This window comes from Streptomyces pacificus (assembly GCF_011766325.1).
In the GTDB taxonomy this organism is placed as follows: Bacteria; Actinomycetota; Actinomycetes; order Streptomycetales; family Streptomycetaceae; genus Streptomyces; species Streptomyces pacificus.
Window position 1 is genome coordinate 48,236 of record NZ_BLLG01000023.1, and the last position, 20,887, is coordinate 69,122.

The 20,887-nt window shown below is 72.7% G+C and carries 19 protein-coding genes; 10 read left to right on the forward strand and 9 right to left on the reverse strand.

All coding sequences use genetic code 11. The features are described 5' to 3' along the window. Positions 1-224: 224 nt before the first annotated feature. A complete protein-coding gene (locus SCWH03_RS25735; RefSeq protein ID WP_254077021.1) occupies positions 225-1,208 on the forward strand; it encodes a haloalkane dehalogenase in 984 nt (327 codons plus the stop codon). Between the two features lie 217 nt (positions 1,209-1,425). Here SCWH03_RS25735 and SCWH03_RS25740 read toward each other — a convergent pair whose 3' ends face one another. Genes SCWH03_RS25740 through SCWH03_RS25775 form a run of 8 tightly spaced genes read right to left on the reverse strand, consistent with a single transcriptional unit; the run spans position 1,426 to position 9,778 of the window. Next, a complete protein-coding gene (locus SCWH03_RS25740; RefSeq protein WP_173266890.1) occupies positions 1,426-2,844 on the reverse strand; it encodes an NADH-quinone oxidoreductase subunit N in 1,419 nt (472 codons plus the stop codon). Continuing rightward, positions 2,841-4,346 (reverse strand): complex I subunit 4 family protein, encoded by a 1,506-nt coding sequence (locus SCWH03_RS25745; protein WP_173266891.1) that lies wholly within the window; start codon positions 4,344-4,346, stop codon positions 2,841-2,843. The genes SCWH03_RS25740 and SCWH03_RS25745 overlap by 4 nt, the downstream gene beginning before the upstream one ends. Positions 4,347-4,351: 5 nt before the next feature. Continuing rightward, positions 4,352-6,223 (reverse strand): NADH-quinone oxidoreductase subunit 5 family protein, encoded by a 1,872-nt coding sequence (locus SCWH03_RS25750; RefSeq protein WP_173266892.1) that lies wholly within the window; start codon positions 6,221-6,223, stop codon positions 4,352-4,354. Continuing rightward, on the reverse strand, positions 6,220-6,525 hold the full coding sequence (gene nuoK / locus SCWH03_RS25755; protein ID WP_173266893.1) for an NADH-quinone oxidoreductase subunit NuoK: 306 nt from the start codon (positions 6,523-6,525) through the stop codon (positions 6,220-6,222). Before nuoK ends, SCWH03_RS25750 begins: the two co-directional genes overlap by 4 nt. Beyond that, positions 6,522-7,085 (reverse strand): NADH-quinone oxidoreductase subunit J, encoded by a 564-nt coding sequence (locus SCWH03_RS25760; RefSeq protein WP_173266894.1) that lies wholly within the window; start codon positions 7,083-7,085, stop codon positions 6,522-6,524. The genes nuoK and SCWH03_RS25760 overlap by 4 nt, the downstream gene beginning before the upstream one ends. Before the next feature lie 8 nt (positions 7,086-7,093). Continuing rightward, positions 7,094-8,026 carry an NADH-quinone oxidoreductase subunit H gene (locus SCWH03_RS25765; RefSeq protein ID WP_173266896.1) on the reverse strand — a complete coding sequence of 311 codons (933 nt, stop codon included), beginning with the start codon at positions 8,024-8,026 and terminating at the stop codon, positions 7,094-7,096. After that, complete coding sequence (locus SCWH03_RS25770) at positions 8,019-9,428, reverse strand: hypothetical protein (RefSeq protein ID WP_173266898.1); 1,410 nt, start codon at positions 9,426-9,428, stop codon at positions 8,019-8,021. Before SCWH03_RS25770 ends, SCWH03_RS25765 begins: the two co-directional genes overlap by 8 nt. Further along, the gene (locus SCWH03_RS25775; RefSeq protein ID WP_173266899.1) at positions 9,419-9,778 is read right to left on the reverse strand and encodes an NADH-quinone oxidoreductase subunit A; all 360 of its coding nucleotides are present in this window, start codon (positions 9,776-9,778) and stop codon (positions 9,419-9,421) included. Before SCWH03_RS25775 ends, SCWH03_RS25770 begins: the two co-directional genes overlap by 10 nt. A gap of 333 nt (positions 9,779-10,111) precedes the next feature. Between SCWH03_RS25775 and SCWH03_RS25780 the strand changes: the two genes are divergently transcribed. The 8 genes from SCWH03_RS25780 (at position 10,112) to SCWH03_RS25815 (ending at position 19,326) form a co-directional block, all read left to right on the forward strand. Further along, positions 10,112-11,509 carry an alanine racemase gene (locus SCWH03_RS25780; RefSeq protein WP_254077022.1) on the forward strand — a complete coding sequence of 466 codons (1,398 nt, stop codon included), beginning with the start codon at positions 10,112-10,114 and terminating at the stop codon, positions 11,507-11,509. 44 nt (positions 11,510-11,553) lie between these two features. Beyond that, positions 11,554-12,537, forward strand: a complete 984-nt coding sequence (locus SCWH03_RS25785) for an ornithine cyclodeaminase (RefSeq protein WP_173266901.1) — start codon at positions 11,554-11,556, stop codon at positions 12,535-12,537. Continuing rightward, positions 12,534-14,087 carry an MATE family efflux transporter gene (locus SCWH03_RS25790; protein ID WP_254077023.1) on the forward strand — a complete coding sequence of 518 codons (1,554 nt, stop codon included), beginning with the start codon at positions 12,534-12,536 and terminating at the stop codon, positions 14,085-14,087. The genes SCWH03_RS25785 and SCWH03_RS25790 overlap by 4 nt, the downstream gene beginning before the upstream one ends. Further along, positions 14,084-15,235 (forward strand): histidinol-phosphate transaminase, encoded by a 1,152-nt coding sequence (hisC, locus tag SCWH03_RS25795; protein ID WP_173266903.1) that lies wholly within the window; start codon positions 14,084-14,086, stop codon positions 15,233-15,235. Before SCWH03_RS25790 ends, hisC begins: the two co-directional genes overlap by 4 nt. Beyond that, on the forward strand, positions 15,232-16,215 hold the full coding sequence (locus SCWH03_RS25800) for a PLP-dependent cysteine synthase family protein (protein WP_173266941.1): 984 nt from the start codon (positions 15,232-15,234) through the stop codon (positions 16,213-16,215). Before hisC ends, SCWH03_RS25800 begins: the two co-directional genes overlap by 4 nt. Positions 16,216-16,359: 144 nt before the next feature. Continuing rightward, positions 16,360-17,400: an ABC transporter substrate-binding protein gene (locus tag SCWH03_RS25805; RefSeq protein WP_173266904.1), complete on the forward strand. Its 1,041-nt coding sequence runs from the start codon at positions 16,360-16,362 to the stop codon at positions 17,398-17,400. Between the two features lie 10 nt (positions 17,401-17,410). Next, positions 17,411-18,508, forward strand: coding sequence for a FecCD family ABC transporter permease (locus tag SCWH03_RS25810; protein WP_173266905.1), 1,098 nt, complete (start codon positions 17,411-17,413; stop codon positions 18,506-18,508). Then, positions 18,508-19,326: an ABC transporter ATP-binding protein gene (locus tag SCWH03_RS25815; protein ID WP_173266906.1), complete on the forward strand. Its 819-nt coding sequence runs from the start codon at positions 18,508-18,510 to the stop codon at positions 19,324-19,326. Before SCWH03_RS25810 ends, SCWH03_RS25815 begins: the two co-directional genes overlap by 1 nt. Before the next feature lie 564 nt (positions 19,327-19,890). Here the strand turns inward: SCWH03_RS25815 and SCWH03_RS25820 are convergent. After that, the gene (locus SCWH03_RS25820) at positions 19,891-20,436 is read right to left on the reverse strand and encodes a Fur family transcriptional regulator (RefSeq protein WP_308788887.1); all 546 of its coding nucleotides are present in this window, start codon (positions 20,434-20,436) and stop codon (positions 19,891-19,893) included. Between the two features lie 164 nt (positions 20,437-20,600). Here SCWH03_RS25820 and SCWH03_RS25825 point away from each other — a divergent pair, with 164 nt between their 5' ends. Then, the gene (locus SCWH03_RS25825) at positions 20,601-20,822 is read left to right on the forward strand and encodes a ferredoxin (protein ID WP_173266907.1); all 222 of its coding nucleotides are present in this window, start codon (positions 20,601-20,603) and stop codon (positions 20,820-20,822) included. Positions 20,823-20,887 lie beyond the last annotated feature (65 nt).

The window sequence follows — 20,887 nt, forward strand, 5'->3', positions numbered from 1 at the left end:
GAACGGGTTCCACATCTGTGGAAGGGTGGGGGCCGCGACACCTGCCGGAGTGACCGCCGCGGCGGTCCGCGGCCCGCGTCGGACCGCCGTCCCCGACGAGCGGGGGCCGGATCCTTCCTCCAGCGGGGGACGGGGCGACGACGGGCCGGTCTCCGCGCAGGAGTCGGCTGGCAACCGTGTGGCGCACAGCCGCGGTATTCGCTTCTGAGGAGACGGACGGTCCCATGCAGATCCTGCGCACACCCGACGAGCGTTTCCGGGATCTCCCCGACTACCCTTTCGAGCCGTCCTACGTGGATGTGGCGGCGGGTGACGGGAGCGACGGCACCTTGCGGGCGCACTACGTCGACGAGGGCGACGGCGGTTCCGGGGAGACCGTGCTGCTGATGCACGGCGAGCCGTCGTGGTCCTACCTCTACCGCCGTATGATCCCGGTGCTCAGCGGAGCAGGCCACCGCTGCGTCGCCCCCGACCTCATCGGCTTCGGGCGCTCCGACAAGCCGGCGGCCCGCTCGGACTACACCTACCAGCGCCATGTGGACTGGATGCGCGAGGCTCTGTTCGACCGCCTGGACCTGCGCGGGGTCACCCTCGTGTGCCAGGACTGGGGAGGTCTCATCGGTCTGCGTCTCGTGGCGGAGCACCCCGACCGCTTCGCCCGGGTCGTTGTGGCCAACACCTTCCTGCCGACGGGGGAGGGCGAACCGGCGAAGGCGTTCCTGCAGTGGCGGGAGTTCAGCCAGACCGCCCCCGACCTTCGCGCGGCGGACATCGTCGCCCTCGGCTGCCGCAGCGAGCTGTCCCGGGAGGTGAGGGCGGCATACGACGCGCCGTTCCCCGACGAGTCGTTCAAGGCCGGTGCCCGCCAGTTCCCGATGCTCGTCCCCGTCTCCCCCGACGACCCGGCCGTGGGCCCGAACCGCGACGCCTGGCAGGTGCTGGAGCGCTTCGACAAGCCGTTCCTGTGCGCGTTCAGCGACGAGGACCCGATCACCCGGGGTCTCGACCGGGTCTTCCGCGAACGCGTCCCCGGCGCGCAGGGGCAGGAGCACGCCACCGTCACCGGCGGCGGGCACTTCCTCCAGGAGGACCGCGGCCCCGAACTGGCGGCGACGGTGAACCGTTTCATCGGCTCCGGCTCCGGCTCCGGCTCCGGCTCCGGTTCTGCTTCTGGTGCGGGCTCCGGTCCCGGCCCGGACAGGGGCTGAGTCCGCGCGGTGGGTTGCCGCCGGCCGGTCTTCGGGCCGTCGGCGGCCCGGTGCGCTGACGGCTGTGGACGCGGTGGGCCGCCGCATACGGACGGCCCCTGCCGCCTCGGAGGGCTCGACCCGGCGACGGGCGTACCGCCGGCGCCGGCAGCGGCGGTGTCCGCCGCCGCCGGCGCCGGGCGCGGTGCCCCGGTGCCGCGCTCCGGACGCGCGGGGGTCAGCCGGCGAGGGCTCCGGTCATGAGGCCGAGCACCGGGCCCCCGGCAACCCCCAGGACCACCGAGGCGGCGGCGGTCACGCAGGCCAGCACGGCCGGCGGCCGCAGCGCCCGGTGGGGCGGGGACGCCTCCCCGCCGGAGACGGCGGGCCGGATCCAGCGCAGGTAGTAGAAGAGGGACGCCACCGTGTTCACGGCGGCTACCACGGCCAGCCAGGCCAGTCCGCCGTCGACGGCCGCCGTGAACACCTCGAGCTTGCCGAGGAACACGGCCGTGGGCGGAGTGCCGAGGAGACCGAGCAGGCAGACGATCAGACTGAGCGCCAGCGCCGGGTGCCGCCGCAGGAGGCCGCGGTAGTCCTCCAGGTTCCGCGCCCGGGGGAGCGAGCACACCACGGCGAAGGCCCCCAGATTGGTCAGGGCGTAGGCGGCCAGGTAGTAGAGCAGCGCGGGCTGGGCCCGCGCACTCGCGCCCGCCACCGCGACGGGCATGAGCAGATAGCCGACCTGACTGACGGCGGAGTACGCCAGCAGCCGTTTGACGTCGGTCTGGAAGAAGGCGCCGAAGTTCCCCAGCGTCATGGACAGGGCGGCCAGTACGGCCACGACCTCCGGCCAGGGCACGTCGGTGCCGGCGAGGGGCGCGGCGAGCAGCCGGTAGAGGGCGGCCAGCGCTCCGACCTTGGGCAGGGTCGTGAGCAGCGCGGCGGCGGGCGGCGAGCTGCCCTGGACGGCGTCGGGCACCCAGAAGTGGCCGGGCACCGCTCCGGCTTTGAAGAGGAGCCCGGCGAACACGCCGACCAGTCCGGTGCCGACGAGGGCGGCCGGCGCCTCGGGCAGGGCGTCGCCGAGCCGGGAGTACCCGGTGCCCCCGCCCGCCGCGAACACCACGGTGATGCCGGTGAGGAGGAGGACGCCGAGCAGCGCTCCGACCACGAAGTACTTCAGCGCCGCCTCGGTACCGGGCCCGTCCTTGAGGAAGCCGGCCAGTGCGTAGGAGGGGACGCTCGCCAGGAGGTACGCGGCGGCGACGAGGAGGAGGTCCTGGGAGCCGGCGAGCATCAGCGCACCCAGGGCCGAGAGCTGGACGAGCACGTGGAACTCGCTCTCGCGGGCCTGCCCGCGCAGGAGGGTGGTGCTCAGCGCCAGGACGACGAGCGTTCCGCCGAGGACGACGATCCGCACGGTCGAGGTCACGGGATCGACGGCGAAGGCCCCGTCGAAGGCCGTGACGCCGGCGCCCGCGGCGCCCGCCGCGGCCGCCGCGACGCCGGCCGTGCAGGCGGTGGCGCCCAGGGCGGCGACAAGCCACTGGCGGTGGCGGGGGAGCCAGGCGCCGAGAAGCAGCCCGAGCACGGCGGAGCCGCCGAGGAGCACCTCGGGCAGCAGGAAGAGCGGGTTCTCGTTCATCGCGGTCATCGGGCCAGCAGCTCCAGCACACCGCGTGAGGCCGGCTCGATGACGTCCAGCACGAAGCGCGGCACGAGGCCGAGGACGACGGCGAGGGCGAGCAGCGGCACGATGGCCGCTCCCTCGTGGGCGCGGACGTCGGCGAAGGCCCGGGAGGCACCCGCGGTGTCCGGAAGCCGCAGTGGTCCGAGGAACATCCGCTGCAGCGCCCGCACCAGCAGGGCGGCGGTGAGCAGGATGCCGGCGACGGCCAGTGCGGTCGCCACCGGGCGCGGCCCCAGGCTGCCCGCCAGGATCTGGAACTCGGCGATGAAGCCGGAGAAGCCGGGGAGTCCGAGTGAGCCGAAGACGGCCACTGCGGTGAGTGCCGCGAACAGCGGTGCCCGGGCCGCGATGCCGGAGTAGGCGGCCATGTCGTAGGTGCGGCCGCGCTCGTAGAGCACACCGGCGAGCAGGAACAGCGCCCCGGTGAGCAGCCCGTGGCTGACCATCTGGAAGGTCGCCCCGGTCACCGCGAGACGGCGGGCGTCCGCCGTGTCCGTCCCGGCTGCCGCGGCGGCGCCGACGGCGAGGACGATGTAGCCCATGTGGTTGACGCTGGTGTAGGCGATCATCCGTTTGAACTCGGTCTGGGCCAGCGCGACCAGCGCCCCGTAGAGCACGGATACCACCCCGACGAGGACGAAGGCGAGGGCGTACTCGCGCCAGGCCTGGGGCAGTACCGGCATGGCGATCCGCAGGAACCCGTAGGTCCCCATCTTCAGCAGCACACCGGCGAGGATGGCCGACCCCGCCGCGGGTGCCTCGGTGTGCGCGGGCGGCAGCCAGGTGTGGAAGGGCACGGTGGGCGTCTTCACGGCCAGTCCCACGCCCAGGGCCAGCAGCACCAGGGCTCCGTAGGCGGAACGTCCGGCGAGCGGGTTCTCGCGGGTGAGCGCCACCATGTCGAAGGTGTGCGGGTCGGCGGCGAGGTAGAGCCCGATGAACCCGAGGAGCAGGGCGAGCGACCCGGCGAAGGTGTAGAGGAAGAACTTCAGCGCCGCCTGTGCGGCGCCCCGATGGCCCCAGCCGGCGATGATGAAGTACATCGCCACGATCGACAGGTCGAAGAAGACGAAGAAGAGGATCAGGTCAAGGGCTGCGAAGAGTCCGAGGCACGTCGTCTCCAGGAGGAGGAACAGCGCCGCGAAGTCGCGCACCCGACGCGTCTCGCGCGACGCGTAGCAGGCGCACGCGAGGAACAGCACCCCGGTCATCGCCAGCAGCGGCAGCGACAGCCCGTCGACGCCGACGTGGTAGCCGATACCGGCGCTGGGGATCCACCGCGCGTACGTCTCGTACTGGATGCCCTCCCCGGCGCGGTAGCCCGCCCACACGGCCAGCGTCAGCGCGAGAACGACCGCGGAGACCGCCGCCCACACGCCGAGGTGCACGGCGCGGGGTGTGCGGCGCGGCAGGCACAGCAGCAGGGCGGCCGCGGCGGCGGGCAGCAGGACGATGGCCGTGAGCACGGCGGTCACCTCACGAGGACGAGGACGAGGACGAGGACGGCGGCGAGAACGGTGAAGGCGGCGACGGCCTGGGCGAGGTACTGGTGCAGCTGCCCGGTCTGCGGGCGGCGCGCGAGCCGCCCGAGGGCCCGGCCCGCCGCGGCCGTGCCCCGCGCCGGCCCGTCCACCGCCGGCTCCACCCCGCGGTCGGCCAGGCCGGCGAGCCGGAGTGCGCCGCGAGCCAGCCCGTCGACGCCGCGGTCCAGGACCCGGTCGTCGAAGGCGGCGAGTCCTTCGGCCAGGCGCTGGACGGGGCGCACCAGGACGGCCCGGGACGCGGCCTCCAGCCCGAACCAGCCGGCGGCCCACCGGGCGAACCGCCGTGGCACCGGGCCGGGGCGCTCGGCCCATGCCCAGACCGCTGCGGCGACGGACAGCGCCAGCAGGCCGCTGACGGCGAACTCCCACAGAAAGGGCTGCGGTTCGCCGATCGCGCCGAGTGTCCGCGCGACGGCCGCCCGCACCGGGGGCAGGACCAGGGCGGTCAGTGCCACCGCGGCTGCGGACAGCGCGGCGAACGGCACGCCCTCGGCTGCGGACACGCGTTTCGGGCCGGGCGCGCCGGGGGCGGGCCGCGGCGCGGCAGGGGGCTGCCAGACGTACCACAGCGCCCTGGTGCCGTACACGGCGGACACCGCCGCGGCCGCGAGTCCGGCCGCGTACAGCGCGGGGGAGTACGCGAGCGCCCCGGCCAGCAGGACGTCCTTGGCGGCCCACAGCGACAGCGGTGGCACACCGGCGAGGCTCAGCGCGGCGACGCTGAACGCCACCCCGGCCACCGGCGCCGCGCGGGCGGCTCCGCGCAGCCGCGGCAGCTCCTTGGTGCCGAGCAGGGTGAGCCAGCAGCCGGCGACGAGGAAGGCCAGGCTCTTCGCCGCGGCGTGGGCGATGAGCTGGAGGGTGCCGCCGACGGCCGAACCGGCACCGGCCGCGAGCACCATGAACCCGATCTGGGCGCAGCTGGAGGCGGCGAGCAGCTGCTTGAGGTCGCGCTGCGCCACGGCGACGAGTCCGAGCGCGAACGCGGTGGCCGCACCGATCCAGGCGGTGGCGCCGCTGCCCCAGCCCGAGGCGGCCAGCAGCGGTCCCGTTCTGATCAAGAGGTACGCCCCGGCGACGACCATCGTCGCGGAGTGCAGCAGAGCCGACACCGGGCTGGGCCCCTGCATCGCTCTCGACAGCCAGAAACTGAACGGCAGCTGGGCCGACTTGCCCAGCGCGGCGGCGATCACCCCCGCCGCGACCAGGTGCAGCCAGGGCCGGTCGACCTGGTCCAGGTCGGCCAGGGCCAGGCTGCTGCCCCCGGCCAGCGCGGCGCCGGCGGCGAGATAGAGTCCGAGGTCCGCGGCCCGGGTGGTGAGGAATGCGACTCCGGCGGCCTCGCCCCGCACCGGGTCGTGCCACCAGTAGCCGATCAGCGCCCACGAGGTGGCGCCCATCACCTCCCAGCCCATCAGCAGGGCGGGCAGGGTCGTCGCGGTGACGGTGACCAGCATCGCCCCGACGAACAGCAGCATCATGCCGAAGAACCTCGCCCGCGCCTGGTCCGGCCCGATGTCCGCGGTGCCGAAGAGGAGGACGAGCGCGGCGACGGCGGTGACGGTCACCACCATCAGGCCCGACAGGCCGTCCACCGCGAGACCGAACGCCGCTCCCCGCAGCAGCGGGGCGCCGGCCCGCGGCTGGGCGAAGGCCGCGGCCACGGCGAGGACGACCGAGGCGGCGGCGACGGAGACGGCGGTCGCGGGGGCGACGCGGTCGGCCCGCCGCCCCGCGAGGCACAGCAGCACACCGCTCGCCGGCGGCAGGGCGACCAGCGCCCACAGCGACGCGCTCATGCACTCAAGTCCCCGGCCTGGTCCGTCATATCGACCTCCCGGGCCCGGAACAGGGCGGTGACCACTGCGAATCCGATCGCCATCTCCACCGCCATCACGGTGATGGCGACGACGACCAGCACCTGCCCGTCGGCGGAGGCGGGGGCGAGGTGGTGCCAGACGGCCGCGGCGGCCAGGATGACGCCGCCGAGCATGAGCTCCAGACCCATCATCAGCATCACCACGGACTGCTGGGTCAGCGCACCGAACAGCCCCACGCCGAACAGCGCCGCGGCGACCAGCAGGAACAGTTCCAGGTTCACCGGCCCACTCCTCCCGGTACCGGGTCGTCGGCGCGGCGTGCCCGCAGATCGTCCCCCAGCCGGTCGTAGCGGCCCCGATGGGTGGCCAGCAGCACCGTGGCCACGATGGTCGAGAACAGGGCGAAGCCCAGGGTCATCATCGTCAGCATCTGCGGACCCATCAGGGACTCGCCCAGTGCTCTGGTCGGGTCCTCCTCCGCCGTCCCCGCCCGCGGCGGCCACGGCGCCAGGACGATGCCCAGGGCCATCAGCAGGAAGACACCCGTGCAGAGGGCCGCCGCGCCCTTCTTGTTGTGCAGCATGGACATCGGCACGAGCCCCGCCGGGTTCATCATGTACATCACCATGAACACGCCCATGATGGCCATCTCGATGGTCATCATCAGCACGATGACCACGCCGAGATAGTCGAGTCCGAGCAGGATGAGCAGACCGCCGACGCAGAGCAGCGACAGCAGCAGCGCATACGTGGCCCGCGCCATGGAGTCGAAGCGGAACACCATGATCCCGCTGCCCACCGCGAGGGCCGAGAGGACCCAGAAGACCGTGTCGTCCAGCATGCCGCTCCCTAGCGGTTCAGTACCACGACGGCGACGAACAGCGCCTGCAGCAGCGTCAGCGGCACCAGCACCATCCAGGCGAACTCCATGTAGCGATCCGCCCGCAGCACCGGCAGCATCCGCCGCGCCGCGATCAGCACCGCGAGAACGGCGGCGGTCTTCAGCAGCGTCCACGCCCAGCCCGGCAGCAGGGGCCCCTGCCCGCCGCCGAGGAACAGGGGCACGCTGAACGCCGCGGTCGCCACGAGCAGCAGCCACCGGCCGCCGAGCAGCAGGAGACGGTCCACGCCGCTGTACTCCGCGACGGCGCCGCCCGCCGCGTCCCCGCCCAGCGGGTAGCCGAACGGGCCCCAGTAGGACATGGCCGCCGCACTCAGCAGATAGACGGCGAACGCGGCCGGCATCCACACCGCGAACCACAGCCCCTGCTGGGCGCCGACCACGTCCGACACCCGAAGGGACTCCGCGCCCAGGCCGGCGGTGGTCAGCGCGAACATGTGCGGCAACTCGTAGGCGAGCCCCTGCGCGAGGAAGCGGTAGCCGCCGATCAGCGACAGGACCGAGTTCGGCCCCCAGCCCGCGAGCCAGACCGCTGCCCAGGCCAGTACCTCCATCGCGTTGAACCACACGATCCCCACCGCGGGATCGGTCACCGAAACGAAACCCCACGGCACCACCGCAGCGGCGAGGACCGCGGCCACCGGCACCAGGCCGAGGCCGACACGTCCGAGTGCCACATCGGCCGAGGGGGTGGTCCGCCGCTGCTGCGCGAGCAGCCGCAGCCCCTCCCGCAGCGGCGCCGACGCCGTGCCGAGCACACCGGAGCCGGACCGCCCGGCGCCCCCGCCCACCACCGCGTCGAAGCCGGCGGCGGCGACGGCCCCGAGGCACAGGGCCGCCGGGAGGACGAGGGCCGCCCACAGCGGCGCCGCCTCAGGCATGCCCGGCCCCCGCGAACTCGTCGGGATCCGGATCGAAACTCGCCAGGACCAGCCGCGCGCAGGCGAACTCCGCACCCGGCAGCAGCGGGAGCAGGGCGTCGAGCAGTGCCCGGGAGGGCGGCAGGCCACCGTCCAGCCGCCCTCGGGGTCCGCCGGCGTCGGCGACGGCGCGAGCATCGTCCATGCGGTGCACCGAGCACTCGATCTCCCTCAACCAGACACACAGACGGGCGTGGACGTCACCGCCGGCGGTGAGCGCCGGGCCGGTGACGCCGAGTTCCCCGGCCCGCCCGGCGGGCAGCTCCCCGAGCCCGCGCGTCAGCCAGCGCAGCGTCCGCGAACGGGCGACCCCGCGCGTCAGCCGCAGGACCTCCGGAGCGACATCGCCCGCCGCTGCTCCGTGCAGCAGCCGATCGCGCAGACCACGCGCCCGGGCGGCCGGCCGGGGCCATCCGGAAACGGCCAGGAACCGGCCCACGCTGTCCAGATGGGACGCACAGCGCCGGCGTTCCGCGGCCCCCCTGGTCACCGCCTCGCCCCCTGCCGCACGCAGCCACGGTTCGCTCCAGTACGGATACCGCCCGGCCGGAGCGGCCTCCCCCGGGTGCTCCTCGGCCGACTGGAGCACGTCTCCCTGGAGTGCGACATCCAGGACCAGGCCTGCCGGCCAGTCCGCGAGTGCCGGGCCCAGGGGAAGGTGCAGCCGGTCCAGCCGCAGGCCGTCACGGTCATCGGCACGCCCGGCCATCGGCAGCCCGGCGGTGACGCCTTCGCGATGCCCGCCCTGGCCCCCCGCTTCCCCGTGGCCGCCGTGGCCGTCCCGGCCGTGCGCGCTGTCGAGTCCGTCGCGTCCGTCGCGTCCGTGGTGGCCGCTGTGGCTGCCGCGTCCGCCCCACTCGCTCCGTCCGTCCCGTCCGTTCGTGCTGCCGTGACCTTCGCGTCCGCCCCGCTCGCCCCGTCCGCCCCGCTCGTCACGGCCTCCCGTCTCCTGGCGACGGTGCGCGCCCTGGCCGCCGCCTCGGTCCTGGCGCCCAGCACCCCGAGCTTCCCGGGGGGAGCCGGTGGAGACCGCCCAGGGCGCTTCGCCCTCACGCCCCGTGGCCAGCAACCCGCTCAGCACGCCCAGGGCATGAGACGCATCGCCGGCATGGTCGACGGCGACGTGCGCCTTCGGCCGGGGCATGCCGTGCCACAGCCCCTCCAGCCACCGCGGCCGCTCACCGCCCGGCAGGCCGGCCACGACGAGTCCCGCGGCGGCCGCCGGGCTCGCGGCGGACGGCCAGCCCCGCCGGGTGAGTTCGGCCTCCACCGCGAGCCGTTCCCGGGTGGCGCCGGGCATGGCCACCAGCAGAACGGGAGGCCGCCGGGCGACCACGCGCCGCAGCACGCCGATCAGGTCCACCGCAGTGCGCCCTCGCGCCAGGCGTAGGCGACCGCCGCGAAGAGGATGCCCAGGAAGAGGAACATCTCGATGACCGCGGGCGGGCCCATCTGGCGGACCACCCTGACCCACGGATACATGAACAGCATCTCCATGTCGAAGGCCAGAAAGATCATGGTGACCGGGTACCACCTGACGTGAAAGCGGGAGAAGGCGTGCTCACGCGGCGTCAGACCGCCCGCGAACGGCATCGGGGCGCAGACAGCGGCCCGTTGGGTCAGCAGCGCGCTCAGCCCGTAGAGGCCGGCGACCGCGGCCACGGTCAGCCCGAGCAGGACGAGTACCGGCAACCAGACGCTCACCCGGGCCATAGTGCCCAGCCGCCGCCCTCACGCCGGGAAGGCGCACAGACGGTGCCGCTCCGCCCACCGGAACGGCTCCCTCACGGGGCAACACCGCGGAGCGATAAGCACATCACCGCCCGTGCGGCACCGGCCGCGCCCGGCGGTTGCGGCCGGTACCGCCCCGCCGGGCCTCGCCGCCGCGCCCCGGCAGCGTGAGGGAGACCGCCGGAGCGAAGCGCGGCCCGCCGGACCAGACGTCGTCCGATATGCGGCGATGGGAACTCCTTTGCGCTCCGCGCGAGAGGATCTCCACCCCGATCCGTATTGAAAATGAGTGTCATAATCGTATAGAAGTACCGGGTGCTCATCTCACGACACGTGCTGGAGCGCCCGACGGTCGGAGTCCGGCCTTCGACGCTCACCGCACTCCGGCATCCCACGGTCTCCAGGCTCCTGGCGGATCACCGCGCCCTGCTGGCCGACCTCCTGGACGGCCTGGGTTCACCCCTGCACATCGTGCTGCCCGAGATCTTCGAGGAGAACGTCGCCGAACTCCGGCAGGCGTTCGCCGCGGCGGGCGCCACCGCCGACATCCTGTTCGCCAAGAAGGCCAACAAGGCCGACTGCTACGTCACATCGGCCGCCGCCCTGGGGGTGGGCGTCGACGTCGCCAGCACCCCCGAACTGGTCAAGGCGCTGGCCGGCGGAGTGCCGGGACACCGGATCGGGGTGTCCGGCCCGGAGAAGGACGACGCGCTGCACGCTCTGGCCGTTCAGCACGGCTGCCTGGTCGCCGTCGACTCGCTCAGTGAACTCCGCCGGCTCGCCGCTACCGCGCGGGCCGCGCACCGCCGGGCCGCGGTGCTGCTGCGGTGCCGCACGGCCGGCCAGCCGGGAAGCCGCTTCGGGCTGTCCGCAGCCGAACGCGCGGTCGCCGTCGGCCTCTGCGGGGAACTCGCCCACCACATCGACCTGCTGGGATTCTCCTTCCATCTGAACGGCTACTCCGCGGTGGAACGCGCCACGGCGGCGAACGAGATGATCGAGCACTGCCTCGACGCCAGGAGGCGGGGCTCGCTCTCCGCGGAACTGGTCGACATCGGCGGCGGGTTGCCGGTCCGCTATGTCGAGCCGCGGCTCTGGGAACAGTTCCTGGAGCGGAACGAGCCGGCCCACTACCACGGGGCCAGGGGCTTCAAGGACTTCTACCCGTACGGGGGGCAGTCCGCCGCCCAGGCGGTGCGCGCGATCATGGCGCACCCGGTCGACGGTGGCGAGAGCCTGTCGGCGAAGGCCGGACGCCACGGCATCCGCTTCCTCGCCGAGCCCGGCCGGGCCCTGCTGGACCAGGCCGGATTCACCCTGTACCGGGTACAGCAGGTCGACGACCGGCGGGACGGCGACGGGTACGCGATCGTCACCGTCGCCGGCAGCAGCTTCAGCCTCTCCGAACAGTGGTTCAACAGCGACTACCTCCCCGACCCGCTGCTGATGTCCGCGCAGACGGCCGCCGACGAGCTGTTCCCGGCCTGCGTCGCGGGCTCGACGTGCCTGGAGAACGACCTGGTCACCTGGCGGAAGATCGGCTTCCCGCGGCCCGTGCGGCGCGGTGACCACCTGGTCTACCTCAACACGGCCGGCTACCAGATGGACTCCAACGAGTCGCCGTTCCATGACGCCCCACTGCCGCTCAAGGCCGTTGTCCGGCTCGGTGACGACGGGGCCCCTCCGCGCTGGCGACTGGACGGAACCCGATGAGACCTCGAACTGATGCAATGCGACCACCAAGGGAGAACTCCCGTATGTCAATGTGCTACGCCCCGCCCGGACAGCTGTGGCTGCTGCCGCAGTCGCAGCAGGAAGGGCTGGACCTCGACCACCGGCAGGTGATCGAGGTCGTCGAGCGGGCCTACCGCGCGCTGCGCGAAGGCGGCGGCTCGGACAACCCCGTCAAGACCGTCATCGACGATCCCGGCCACCGCTCCCTCAGCTACTCGATGGTGGCCAGGGACGGCGGCAGCGGCACGGTCTGCTTCAAGGCCGTCTACGAGTTCGACCCGCGCCGCACCAGGGACGGCTACCGGTTCCACTCGTTCGTCTTCCTCGTCGACGACACCACAGGGCAGCCCATCGCCCTGATGGACGTGGTGAAGCTCGGGCCGCTGCGGTCCTCGGCCACCACCGCGCTGCTGGCGCGCGAGGCCTGCCCCGACGCGCGGAGCGCCCTGGTCGTCGGCACCGGCGTCCAGGGGCAGGCGGCTCTGCCGATGCTGCTCGCAGCGCTGCCGGGGCTGGAGCGGCTGCAGGTGTTCGGCACCTACCCCGACGGTCTGCGCGCCGTCCAAGACAGCGTCGACGGCCGCGACGTCGAGATCGTCAACGACCTCCGGGAGGCCGCCGGTGCGGCCGACATCGTGATCGGCGCAGCGGGTCTCTCCGCCACGGACGAGGTACGGCGCGACTGGATGAAGCCGGGCTCGGTCGCGGTACTCCTCGGGTACGGAGTACACGCCGACGTGTGCCACGGCGCGGACTACCGGATCGCCACGGACGCCGCCCAGATGCACGCCACCTGCGAGGACCTGCGGGGCGAGGACGGCAGCCTGCCGTCGGTCGACGCCCAGCTGCCGGACGTCCTGCTCGGCCGGGCACCTGCCCGGCGCCATCCGGACGACGTGGTCTTCGCCTACAACAGCGGAATGGCGGTCACCGACGCCGCGCTGGGCCGGTACATAGCCGACCTCGCCCGTGCGGCCGGGCGCGGGGAAAAGGTCAACTTCTGGTGAGCAGCACCCGAACGAACGGTAAGGCCAGTACGACCGATGCGACCGCGTCGGCCGGGACGAACGGTACGCCCGATGCGACCGCGTCGGCCGGGACGAACGGTACGCCCGATGCGACCGGTGCAACAGAGCCGGCCGGGGCCGCCGGGGCGGCCGGCCACGGCGCCGCCTGGTGGGTCGGGAACTCACGGGCGCTGCTCAGGCTCGCACTCCCGCTGATCCTGACCAACTTCGCCTATGTCGCGCTCACCACCGTGGACATCGTGATGCTGGGCAGGCTCGGCGCCGTCGAGATCGCCGCCGCCGGTCTGGCCATCGCGCTGTTCAACCAGTTGCGCACCACCGGCACCGGACTGGTCACCGGAGTCAGCAACCTGGTGGCCGAGGCGCGGGTGCGGGACGACCGGGAGCGGATCGGCGCGCTGCTGTTCGCGGGGTTCTTCTGGGCGACCGTGTGCGGTGCGGTGTTCTGCGCGGTGCTCCTGCTGATCGGCCCGTTGCTCGTCCTGCTGGGGCAGGACCCCGCGGTGGTCGGCAAGGCCGGCGAGTTCCTGGCGGTCCTGGCGCCCGGCATGCTGCCCTGCCTGTGGTTCCAGAACCTGCGGCACTTCACCACCGGCCTCAAGCGGCCCGGCCCGCTGCTGGCCATCACCCTGGCCTCGGTCGTCGTCACCATCGGCCTGAACTACGCGCTGATCTACGGCAGGTTCGGCCTGCCCGCGTTCGGCTTCGTCGGTGTCGCGATCGCCACGGTCACGGTGTTCCTGCTGTCCTTCCTGGCGTTCACCGCGGTGATCCTGCGGGACGGCGTCCTGCGCCCGTACCTCACCTCGCCCGCCGCGCGGCGCTGGTCAGGGGACGCGGTCGGCTCCGTCTGGCGCCTCGGCCTGCCGATCTCGGGCACATACGCCTCGGAGGCGGGGTTCTTCAGCGTACTCACCCTGGTCATCGGCTCCCTGGGCGTCGACGCCCTGGCGGCGCAGACGGTGCTGAACCAGATCGTGTACATCGCCTTCATGGTCTCCGCCGGCCTCTCGCACGCGGCGTCGATCCACATCAGCGAGGCCGCCGGTGCCGACGACTATGTGACGGCACGCAGAACGGGGCTCCTCGGTACGGGCTGGGGCGTCGTCGCCATGCTGGCCGTCGCCGTCGCCTACCTGGCGTTCCCGGAGCCGATCGTGTCCCTCTTCATCTCGGCCGAGCACGCCGGAAACGCGGACATCCTCGCGCTGACCGCGACCGGACTGCTGATCGCCGCCCTCATGCAGGTCTTCGACGCCGCGCAGAACATCGGCAACGGCATCCTGCGCGGGATCGGCGACACCGCCGGGCCGTTCCGGATCTCCCTGGTCGGCTACTGGCTGATCGGCCTGCCCGCCGGCTGTCTGCTGGGGCTGGTTGCCGACTGGGGCGTCGAGGGCGTGTGGATCGGCCAGACCATCGGCCTCGCCGCCACCGCGGCCATCCTGCTGGTCGCCTTCCTGCGCCGCGTCGACCGGCTCCACCGGGCGTCGGCCGGCGCACCCGTCCCGGAACCGGAGTCCTCATGAACCACGCACCCGCAGCCGCCGCTACGGCCGCCACGACCCCCCTGATCCGCGCTGAGGTCGCGGGTCTGCCCCGCTACGATCCCGGCGCCGACCCGGACGAGGTGGCCGCTCTCAGCGGCGCCCGCCGTGTGATCAAACTATCCAACAACGAGAGCCCGTTCGGGGTCTCCCCGGCCGCGGCCGAAGCGGCGGGGCGGAGTCTGGCCGACGGCCTCTCCCGCTACCCCGACCCCACCGGCAGACGGCTCGCCGAGGCCGTCGGCAGGAGCCTGGACGTGCCGGCCGGGCGCGTCGTGCTCGGCAACGGCTCGGAGAACATCCTTCAGCTGCTGTGCCAGGCCGTACTCGACCCCGGGGACCTGGTCGTCACCCAGGCGCCCGGCTTCAGCCTGCACGAGACGTTCCCCCGCGTCATGGGCGCCCGGGTCGAGAAGGTCCCGGTCACCGCCGGCTTCGGGTTCGACGCGGACGCCTGGCGTGCCGCGCTGGCCGCCGGCCCGAAACTCGTCTTCCTCGCCAACCCGTGCAACCCCACCGGCGCGGTACTCGACGCCGGCCAACTGGAAGTCGTCGTGGCCGCGACCCCGCGGTCGGCCCTGCTGGTGCTCGACGAGGCGTACGGCGAGTTCGCCCGAACCGACCCCGGGTACCCCGACGGGCTGGAGGCGCTGCGCGGCCTGGACCGGCCGTGGATCGTGCTGCGCACCTTCTCCAAGGCCTACGGTCTGGCGGGCATCCGGGTGGGGTACGGCATCGCCTCCGACACCGCCCTGATCCAGGCACTGGACCGGGTCCGCACCCCGTACCACGTCAACCGGCCGGCCCAGGAGGCCGCCATCGCCGCGCTGGGCGACCACCGGCACCTGGCGGAGACGGTCCGCCGGACCGGCCTGGAGATCGCCAGGGTCACCGGCCGGCTGCGCGCCGCGGGGCTGGGCGTGGTCCCGTCCTCGACCAACTTCCTGTTCATCGACACCGGCCGCCGCTCCGCGGGGGTCGCCCGGGAGCTGCACCGCGCCGGAGTCATCGTCAAGGCGTGGCAGGAGCCGGGATACGAGAACTACATCCGAGCCTCCCTGTCGACCCCCGGGGACAACGACGTCTTCGTGCGGTGTCTGACGGAGATCTGCGCGAAGGGCAAGCCGTGATCACCACCCGGATATCCGACCTGATCGGGCGGACGCCCCTGCTCGCATTGCCGGTCGCGGACGGCCTGGCGACCGTGGTGCTGAAGATGGAGCAGTACAACCCCACCGGCACCGCCAAGATCCGGATGGCCAGGAGCATGGTGGACGAGGCGGAGGAGGCCGGGCTGCTCACCCCCGGCGGATGGCTGGTCGAGTCCACCTCCGGCAACACCGGGCTCGGCCTGGCGCTCATCGCCGCCGAACGCGGATACAAGTTCACCGCCGTGGTGGACAACCACTCCAGCACCGACAAGCTGCGCGGCATGTGCGCCTACGGGGCCGACATACTCAACGTGGCCGGCGAGGAGGAGGGCCTGGCCACCGCCGAACGCGACACCGTGGCAGAGAAGCTCGCGGCCGAGCACGGCGCGTACTGGACCGCGCAGCACCGCAACCAGGGGAACCCCAACGGCTACCGGCCGCTCGCCCGCGAGCTGCACGACGACCTGGGCGACGGCATCCACTACCTGTACGGGGCGGTGGGCACCGGCGGTTCGCTCTGCGGCACCGGACGCGCCCTGCGGGAACGTATCCCGGACCTCAGGATCGTCGGCGTCGAGCCGGTGGGGTCCGTCGTCTTCGGCGGGCAGGGCGCGCCCTACCACCAGTCCGGTACCGGCACCCCCGAGGGCTCGGAGATCGGCGGTGTCGTCGACTACGAACTGATCGACCAGGGGCTCAAGGCCAGTGACTCGGAGGCCTTCGAGACCTGCCGCTATCTGGCCAGGAACTTCGGCATCCTGATCGGTGGTTCGGCGGGCGGCGTGGTCTACAAGGCCCTGGAGCGGGCACGGGGCGAGGAGCCCGGTACCACCATCGTCGTGCTGGTCTGCGACGGCGGCGACAAGTATCTGGACACCGTGTTCAACGACGACTGGATGGCGGCCAACGGCCTGTTCGACGAGCAGGTCGTCCGCCGGCTGGCCGCGATGCTGCGGTAGCGCCCGCACCGCCGCGGGCGGGCACCCGGCGCACCCGGTGGGCCTCACCGGGTGCGCCGGCCTGTCCCGCCCGCCCGCGGCGGTGGTTCGCCTGACCGAGCCAGGGCCCTTCACTCCCTTCCGTGACCTGGTATTCTGCCGCTGATGAAAACGAAAATGATAATCAGAATATGTGCGGCCCTGGCGGTGCTCGCGGTCGCGGGGTGCTCCGCAGACCGGTCCGCCGACGACGGTGGCCAGGACGCGAAGTCGGTGAAGGACACGGCGTCGAAGGGCGCGACGTCCTACCCGCTCACCCTCGAGAACTGCGGCCTCGATGTGACCTACGAGGCCGCGCCGGAAAGGGTCGTCACCCTCAACCAGACCGCCGCCGAGATCCTCATCCACCTCGGGGCCGGCGACCGGATCGCCGGGTCGGGCTACGAGATCGAGAAGATCCCGGACGCGGTCGCCGAGCAGTACGGGAGGATTCCGCAGCTGTCCGCGAAGGGCGACACGGTCAAGCACGAGAGGCTGCTCGAGGCCCAGCCGGACTTCGTGTACGGCTCGTTCGCGAGCTTCTACACCAAGGAGGAGGCCGGCGACCGCGAGGAACTGCACGACCTGGGGGTGCCGACCTATCTGACCGAGTTCGACTGCTCGTACCACGAGGCCGTGGCCGACGCGGACTTCGACATGCTGTTCGAGGAGTACCGCCGGCTCGGCAGGATCATGAACCTCCCCGACGCGGGGGAGAAGCTCGCGACCGAGCAGAAGGCCGTGGTGGACAAGGCCGTCGGCGAGGTCGAGAAGCGGGACGAGCCGTTGAAGGCGATGTGGTTCTACTCCACCTTCGAGGGCACTCCGTGGGCCGCCGGTCCCGGCGGCCTGCCGCAGCACATCTCGGAACTCGTCGGGATCGAGAACATCTTCGCCGACGCCAACTCCAAGTGGGCCGAGGTGAGCTGGGACGAGGTCGCCGCCCGGAACCCCGACGTCATCATCCTGGCCGACCTGACCCGGGGCGAACCCCACGACACCGCCCGGGAGAAGATCGACCTCCTCAAGAAGGACCCCCTCACCAGCAAGCTGGCCGCGGTGCAGGACGACCGCTTCATCACCATCCCCGGCACCCATATGGACCCGGGCTACGGAAGCGCGTCCGCCGTTCCCGCGCTCGTCGACGGCCTGAACGAGCTCGGATAGCCGCGAACCGATGACGACGAGTGCACTCAAGTCCGCCGCACCCACCGGGAAGCCGGCGCCGGGCCGGCCGCCGGCCCCGGTGGGCGCGCGGCGCCCCCCGACGGCGGCGCTCTCCTTCCTGGCCGCCGCCGGACTGCTGGTGTCGGTGGTCACCGCGACACTGTTCGGGAGCGCGGACATCCACGCCCTGGACGTCGTCTCGACGATCCTGCGGCACATCGGCCTGGACTCCCTCGCCCCCACCTCGCCGCTGCCGGGTCTCCATGACGCCCTGATCTGGGAGTCCCGCTTCCCGCGCGTGCTGCTGGCCGCCGCCGTCGGCATGGCCCTCGCGGTCTCCGGCGCGATCCTCCAGGCGGTCACCAGGAACCCCCTGGCCGACCCCTACCTGCTGGGAGTATCCTCCGGCGCCTCCACCGGCGCGGTCGCCGTACTCCTGCTGGGCGTCGGCGGAAGCATCTCCCTGTCGACCGGAGCCTTCGCCGGCGGCCTGGTCTCCTTCGGCGTACTGCTGGTCCTCCTCGGCGGGGGGCGCGTCGCCAGCCCGTCCCGCGTGGTGCTGACCGGCGTGCTCGTCTCCCAGTTCTTCGCCGCGGTCACCTCGGTCGTCCTCATGGTCAGCGGGGACGCCAACTCCACCCGGGGCTTCACCTACTGGCTGCTCGGCACCCTCGCCGGCGCCCGGTGGGAAGGGACGGCCGTCACCATCGTGATCATCCTGGCCGGGGTGGCGGCGGTGCAGTTCTTCGCGCCCGCCCTCGACGCCTTCACCTTCGGCTGGGACTCCGCCGAAACCCTGGGCGTCAACGTCACCGCCGCCCGGGTGTGGCTGATGGTGCTGACCTCGGTCATGACGGCCGCCGCCGTGGCGGCCTCCGGCGCGATCGGCTTCATCGGGCTGCTCGTCCCGCATGCCGTCCGCATCCTGGCCGGTCCGACGCACCGCTCCCTGCTCCCCCTGTCCGCGATCGCCGGCGCCGTCTTCCTCATCTGGGTGGACGTGTTCGCCCGGACGGCGTTCGCGCCCCACGAACTGCCCGCCGGCGTCATCACCGCGCTTCTCGGCGCGCCCGCCTTCGCGCTGGTACTGAAGCGTCTGGAGTCCTGATGGGCCGCATCACCACCACCCGAGTCTCCTGGTCGGTCAAGGGCCACCGGCTGCTCGACGGCATCGACATGGCGGCCCCCGACGGGAAGACCGTCGGCCTCCTCGGCCCCAACGGCTCGGGCAAGTCGACACTGCTGCGCCTGCTGGCCGGACTGCGCCGCCCCGACACCGGAACCGTCCGCTACGACGACGCCGGCCTGCACGACCTCGGCCGCCGGGTACGGGCCCGCCGGCTCGCCGTCGTCGAACAGGACGTGTCCGCCCACCACCACGTCACCGTCCGCCAGGTCGTGGAGCTCGGCCGCACCCCGTTCCGCGGCCGTTTCGACGCGCCGAGCGAACACGACCGGCGGATCGTCGACGCGGCACTGGAACGGACCGAGACCAGCGACAAGCAGCACCGGGGCTGGCACACCCTCTCCGGCGGGGAGAAGCAGCGCACCCAACTCGCCCGCGCCCTCGCCCAGGAGCCCCGGGAGATCCTCCTCGACGAACCCACCAACCACCTCGACATCCGCCACCAGCTCGAACTGCTCGACCTGCTGGCGCAGCTGGACGTCACCTGCGTCGTCGCCCTGCACGACCTCAACCTCGCCGCCCGGTACTGCGACCACGTCGTCGTCCTCGACCGCGGGCGGGTGGCCGCCGGAGGCGCCCCGGAGGCCGTGCTGACCCCGGACCTGATCGAGTCGGTCTACGGCGTCCGGGTACTCGTCGACCGCGAACCCGCCACCGGCACCCTCCGCATCACCTACCTGGCCGCCACCGCCGACCGGGCGGCCGCGAGGGCGAGGCAACCCGATGGCCCCCAGGGCTGACCAGCCGCCGGCCGCGGTGCACGAGCGCCGTGGCCGGCGGGGCTCGGCCCGGCCGCCGGCATCCGGGGGAACCCCGCCGCGGACCGGTTTCCCGGCCCCGTCGTACGTCGCCGTGGCCGGCGCCCTGCCTGCGCGGACACCCTGCTCCCGGGGGTTCCCCTGCTCCTCGCGGAGGGCGGACTGAAGGCGCCTGACCGGCGAAAGCCGCGGTCAGGCGCCTTCTTCCACGCTTCTAGAAGAAGCCCAGCTTCTTCGGCGAGTAGCTGACCAGCAGGTTCTTCGAGCACGGGCAGTCCTGCCGTCGTCACCGGTTGCCTCATTGCGTCGTGCCTTGCTGGGTCATCGTGCCGGCCCGAACCGGGAGCGGTCAGACGCTCACCTTTCCGCCGTTCTCTCCGCTGGCCGGAATCCCGTACTCCGCCGGGTCGTCGGCGGGGTGTGCCGCGGCCAGGGCGCGGGCCCCTGCGCCGGGCCAGCGGGGTGGCTAGCGCCGTCAGCGCGATGAACGCGCCGATGGTCAGGAGTCGCCGAGGAGACGTCGGCGCCCCGCTGTTCGGCCGATCCCTACGCGGCCGGGGTGACGTGGCAGCGGACGCAGATGCCCGTCAGTTCCACGGTGTGCTCGACCTCGGCGAACCCCGCGGTCTCGGCCACGTTCTCCGCCCAGCGTTCCACCGTCTCCGCCTCCACCACCCTGCTGAGGCCGCAGGCGCGGCAGACGAGGTAGTGCCGGTGCCCGTCGGGGGGGCGGGGACAGTACCGGCGTTCCCCGGTCCGCTCGCGTATGACGTCGACCTGTCCGGAGCGGTCCAGGGCGTGCAGCGTCCGGTACACCGTGGACAGGCCGATGGCGGTGCCGCCGGCTTCGAGGGCCTCGTGCAGATCCCGGGCGGAGGCGAAACCGCCATGGGCGTGCAGCGCGCTCAGCACGGCTTTGCGCTGGCGCGTGCTGCGCCGTGGTGCTGGTGGCTTCGTCGTCGGTGCGTCGCGCAGGACGCCCACCTCCCAAAGAGCGGGGGCCGGTTGGCCGCGTGTCGGCCGGACGACGCGGATGTCATCGCGACGGCCGTCGTCCCCCAAGGGGCCGGCGGGGACTCGGCACATCGGCATGATGCACATGATAATCGTTGCCATCTTTCGGCGGAGAGGGTGCGCTGTCTGACGGCTCGCCGGCCGAGAGGGGGCTGTCCAGTTATTGAATATGGATGTCATTATCGATTATTCTTCGGGGGTCGCATCGGCGCCGCGGGTGCGGCGACAGGGGAGGGGCCCTCATGACCTTGGCAGGGCAGGCGTCCGGAGCCGGGAAGATCAGTGTGGAACGGGATCGGTGCGTAGGGGCGGGCCAGTGTGTGCTCGCCGCGCCGGCCGTCTTCGACCAGGACGAGGAGGACGGACTCGTACGCGTCCTGGACGAGGAGCCGTCGCCGTCCCAGGCGGACGCCGTGCACGACGCCGTATGGGCCTGCCCGTCCGGCGCTCTGACCCTTCGATGACTCCGTAACCGTCAGCCGCGGCAGGGACTCGTCGGAGCGCGCATGCGCCGTTCACCGCACACCTG

Excerpts from the sequence above, each read along its gene's own strand:
- SCWH03_RS25735 (WP_254077021.1), top strand. The coding sequence starts at position 225 with ATGCAGATCCTGCGCACACCCGACGAGCGTTTCCGGGATCTCCCCGAC.
- SCWH03_RS25740 (WP_173266890.1), bottom strand. The coding sequence starts at position 2,844 with ATGACCGCGATGAACGAGAACCCGCTCTTCCTGCTGCCCGAGGTGCTC.
- SCWH03_RS25750 (WP_173266892.1), bottom strand. The coding sequence starts at position 6,223 with ATGAGCGCGTCGCTGTGGGCGCTGGTCGCCCTGCCGCCGGCGAGCGGT.
- SCWH03_RS25760 (WP_173266894.1), bottom strand. The coding sequence starts at position 7,085 with ATGCTGGACGACACGGTCTTCTGGGTCCTCTCGGCCCTCGCGGTGGGC.
- SCWH03_RS25765 (WP_173266896.1), bottom strand. The coding sequence starts at position 8,026 with ATGCCTGAGGCGGCGCCGCTGTGGGCGGCCCTCGTCCTCCCGGCGGCC.
- SCWH03_RS25775 (WP_173266899.1), bottom strand. The coding sequence starts at position 9,778 with ATGGCCCGGGTGAGCGTCTGGTTGCCGGTACTCGTCCTGCTCGGGCTG.
- SCWH03_RS25785 (WP_173266901.1), top strand. The coding sequence starts at position 11,554 with ATGTCAATGTGCTACGCCCCGCCCGGACAGCTGTGGCTGCTGCCGCAG.
- hisC (WP_173266903.1), top strand. The coding sequence starts at position 14,084 with ATGAACCACGCACCCGCAGCCGCCGCTACGGCCGCCACGACCCCCCTG.
- SCWH03_RS25805 (WP_173266904.1), top strand. The coding sequence starts at position 16,360 with ATGAAAACGAAAATGATAATCAGAATATGTGCGGCCCTGGCGGTGCTC.
- SCWH03_RS25810 (WP_173266905.1), top strand. The coding sequence starts at position 17,411 with ATGACGACGAGTGCACTCAAGTCCGCCGCACCCACCGGGAAGCCGGCG.
- SCWH03_RS25815 (WP_173266906.1), top strand. The coding sequence starts at position 18,508 with ATGGGCCGCATCACCACCACCCGAGTCTCCTGGTCGGTCAAGGGCCAC.
- SCWH03_RS25820 (WP_308788887.1), bottom strand. The coding sequence starts at position 20,436 with ATGCCGATGTGCCGAGTCCCCGCCGGCCCCTTGGGGGACGACGGCCGT.
- SCWH03_RS25825 (WP_173266907.1), top strand. The coding sequence starts at position 20,601 with ATGACCTTGGCAGGGCAGGCGTCCGGAGCCGGGAAGATCAGTGTGGAA.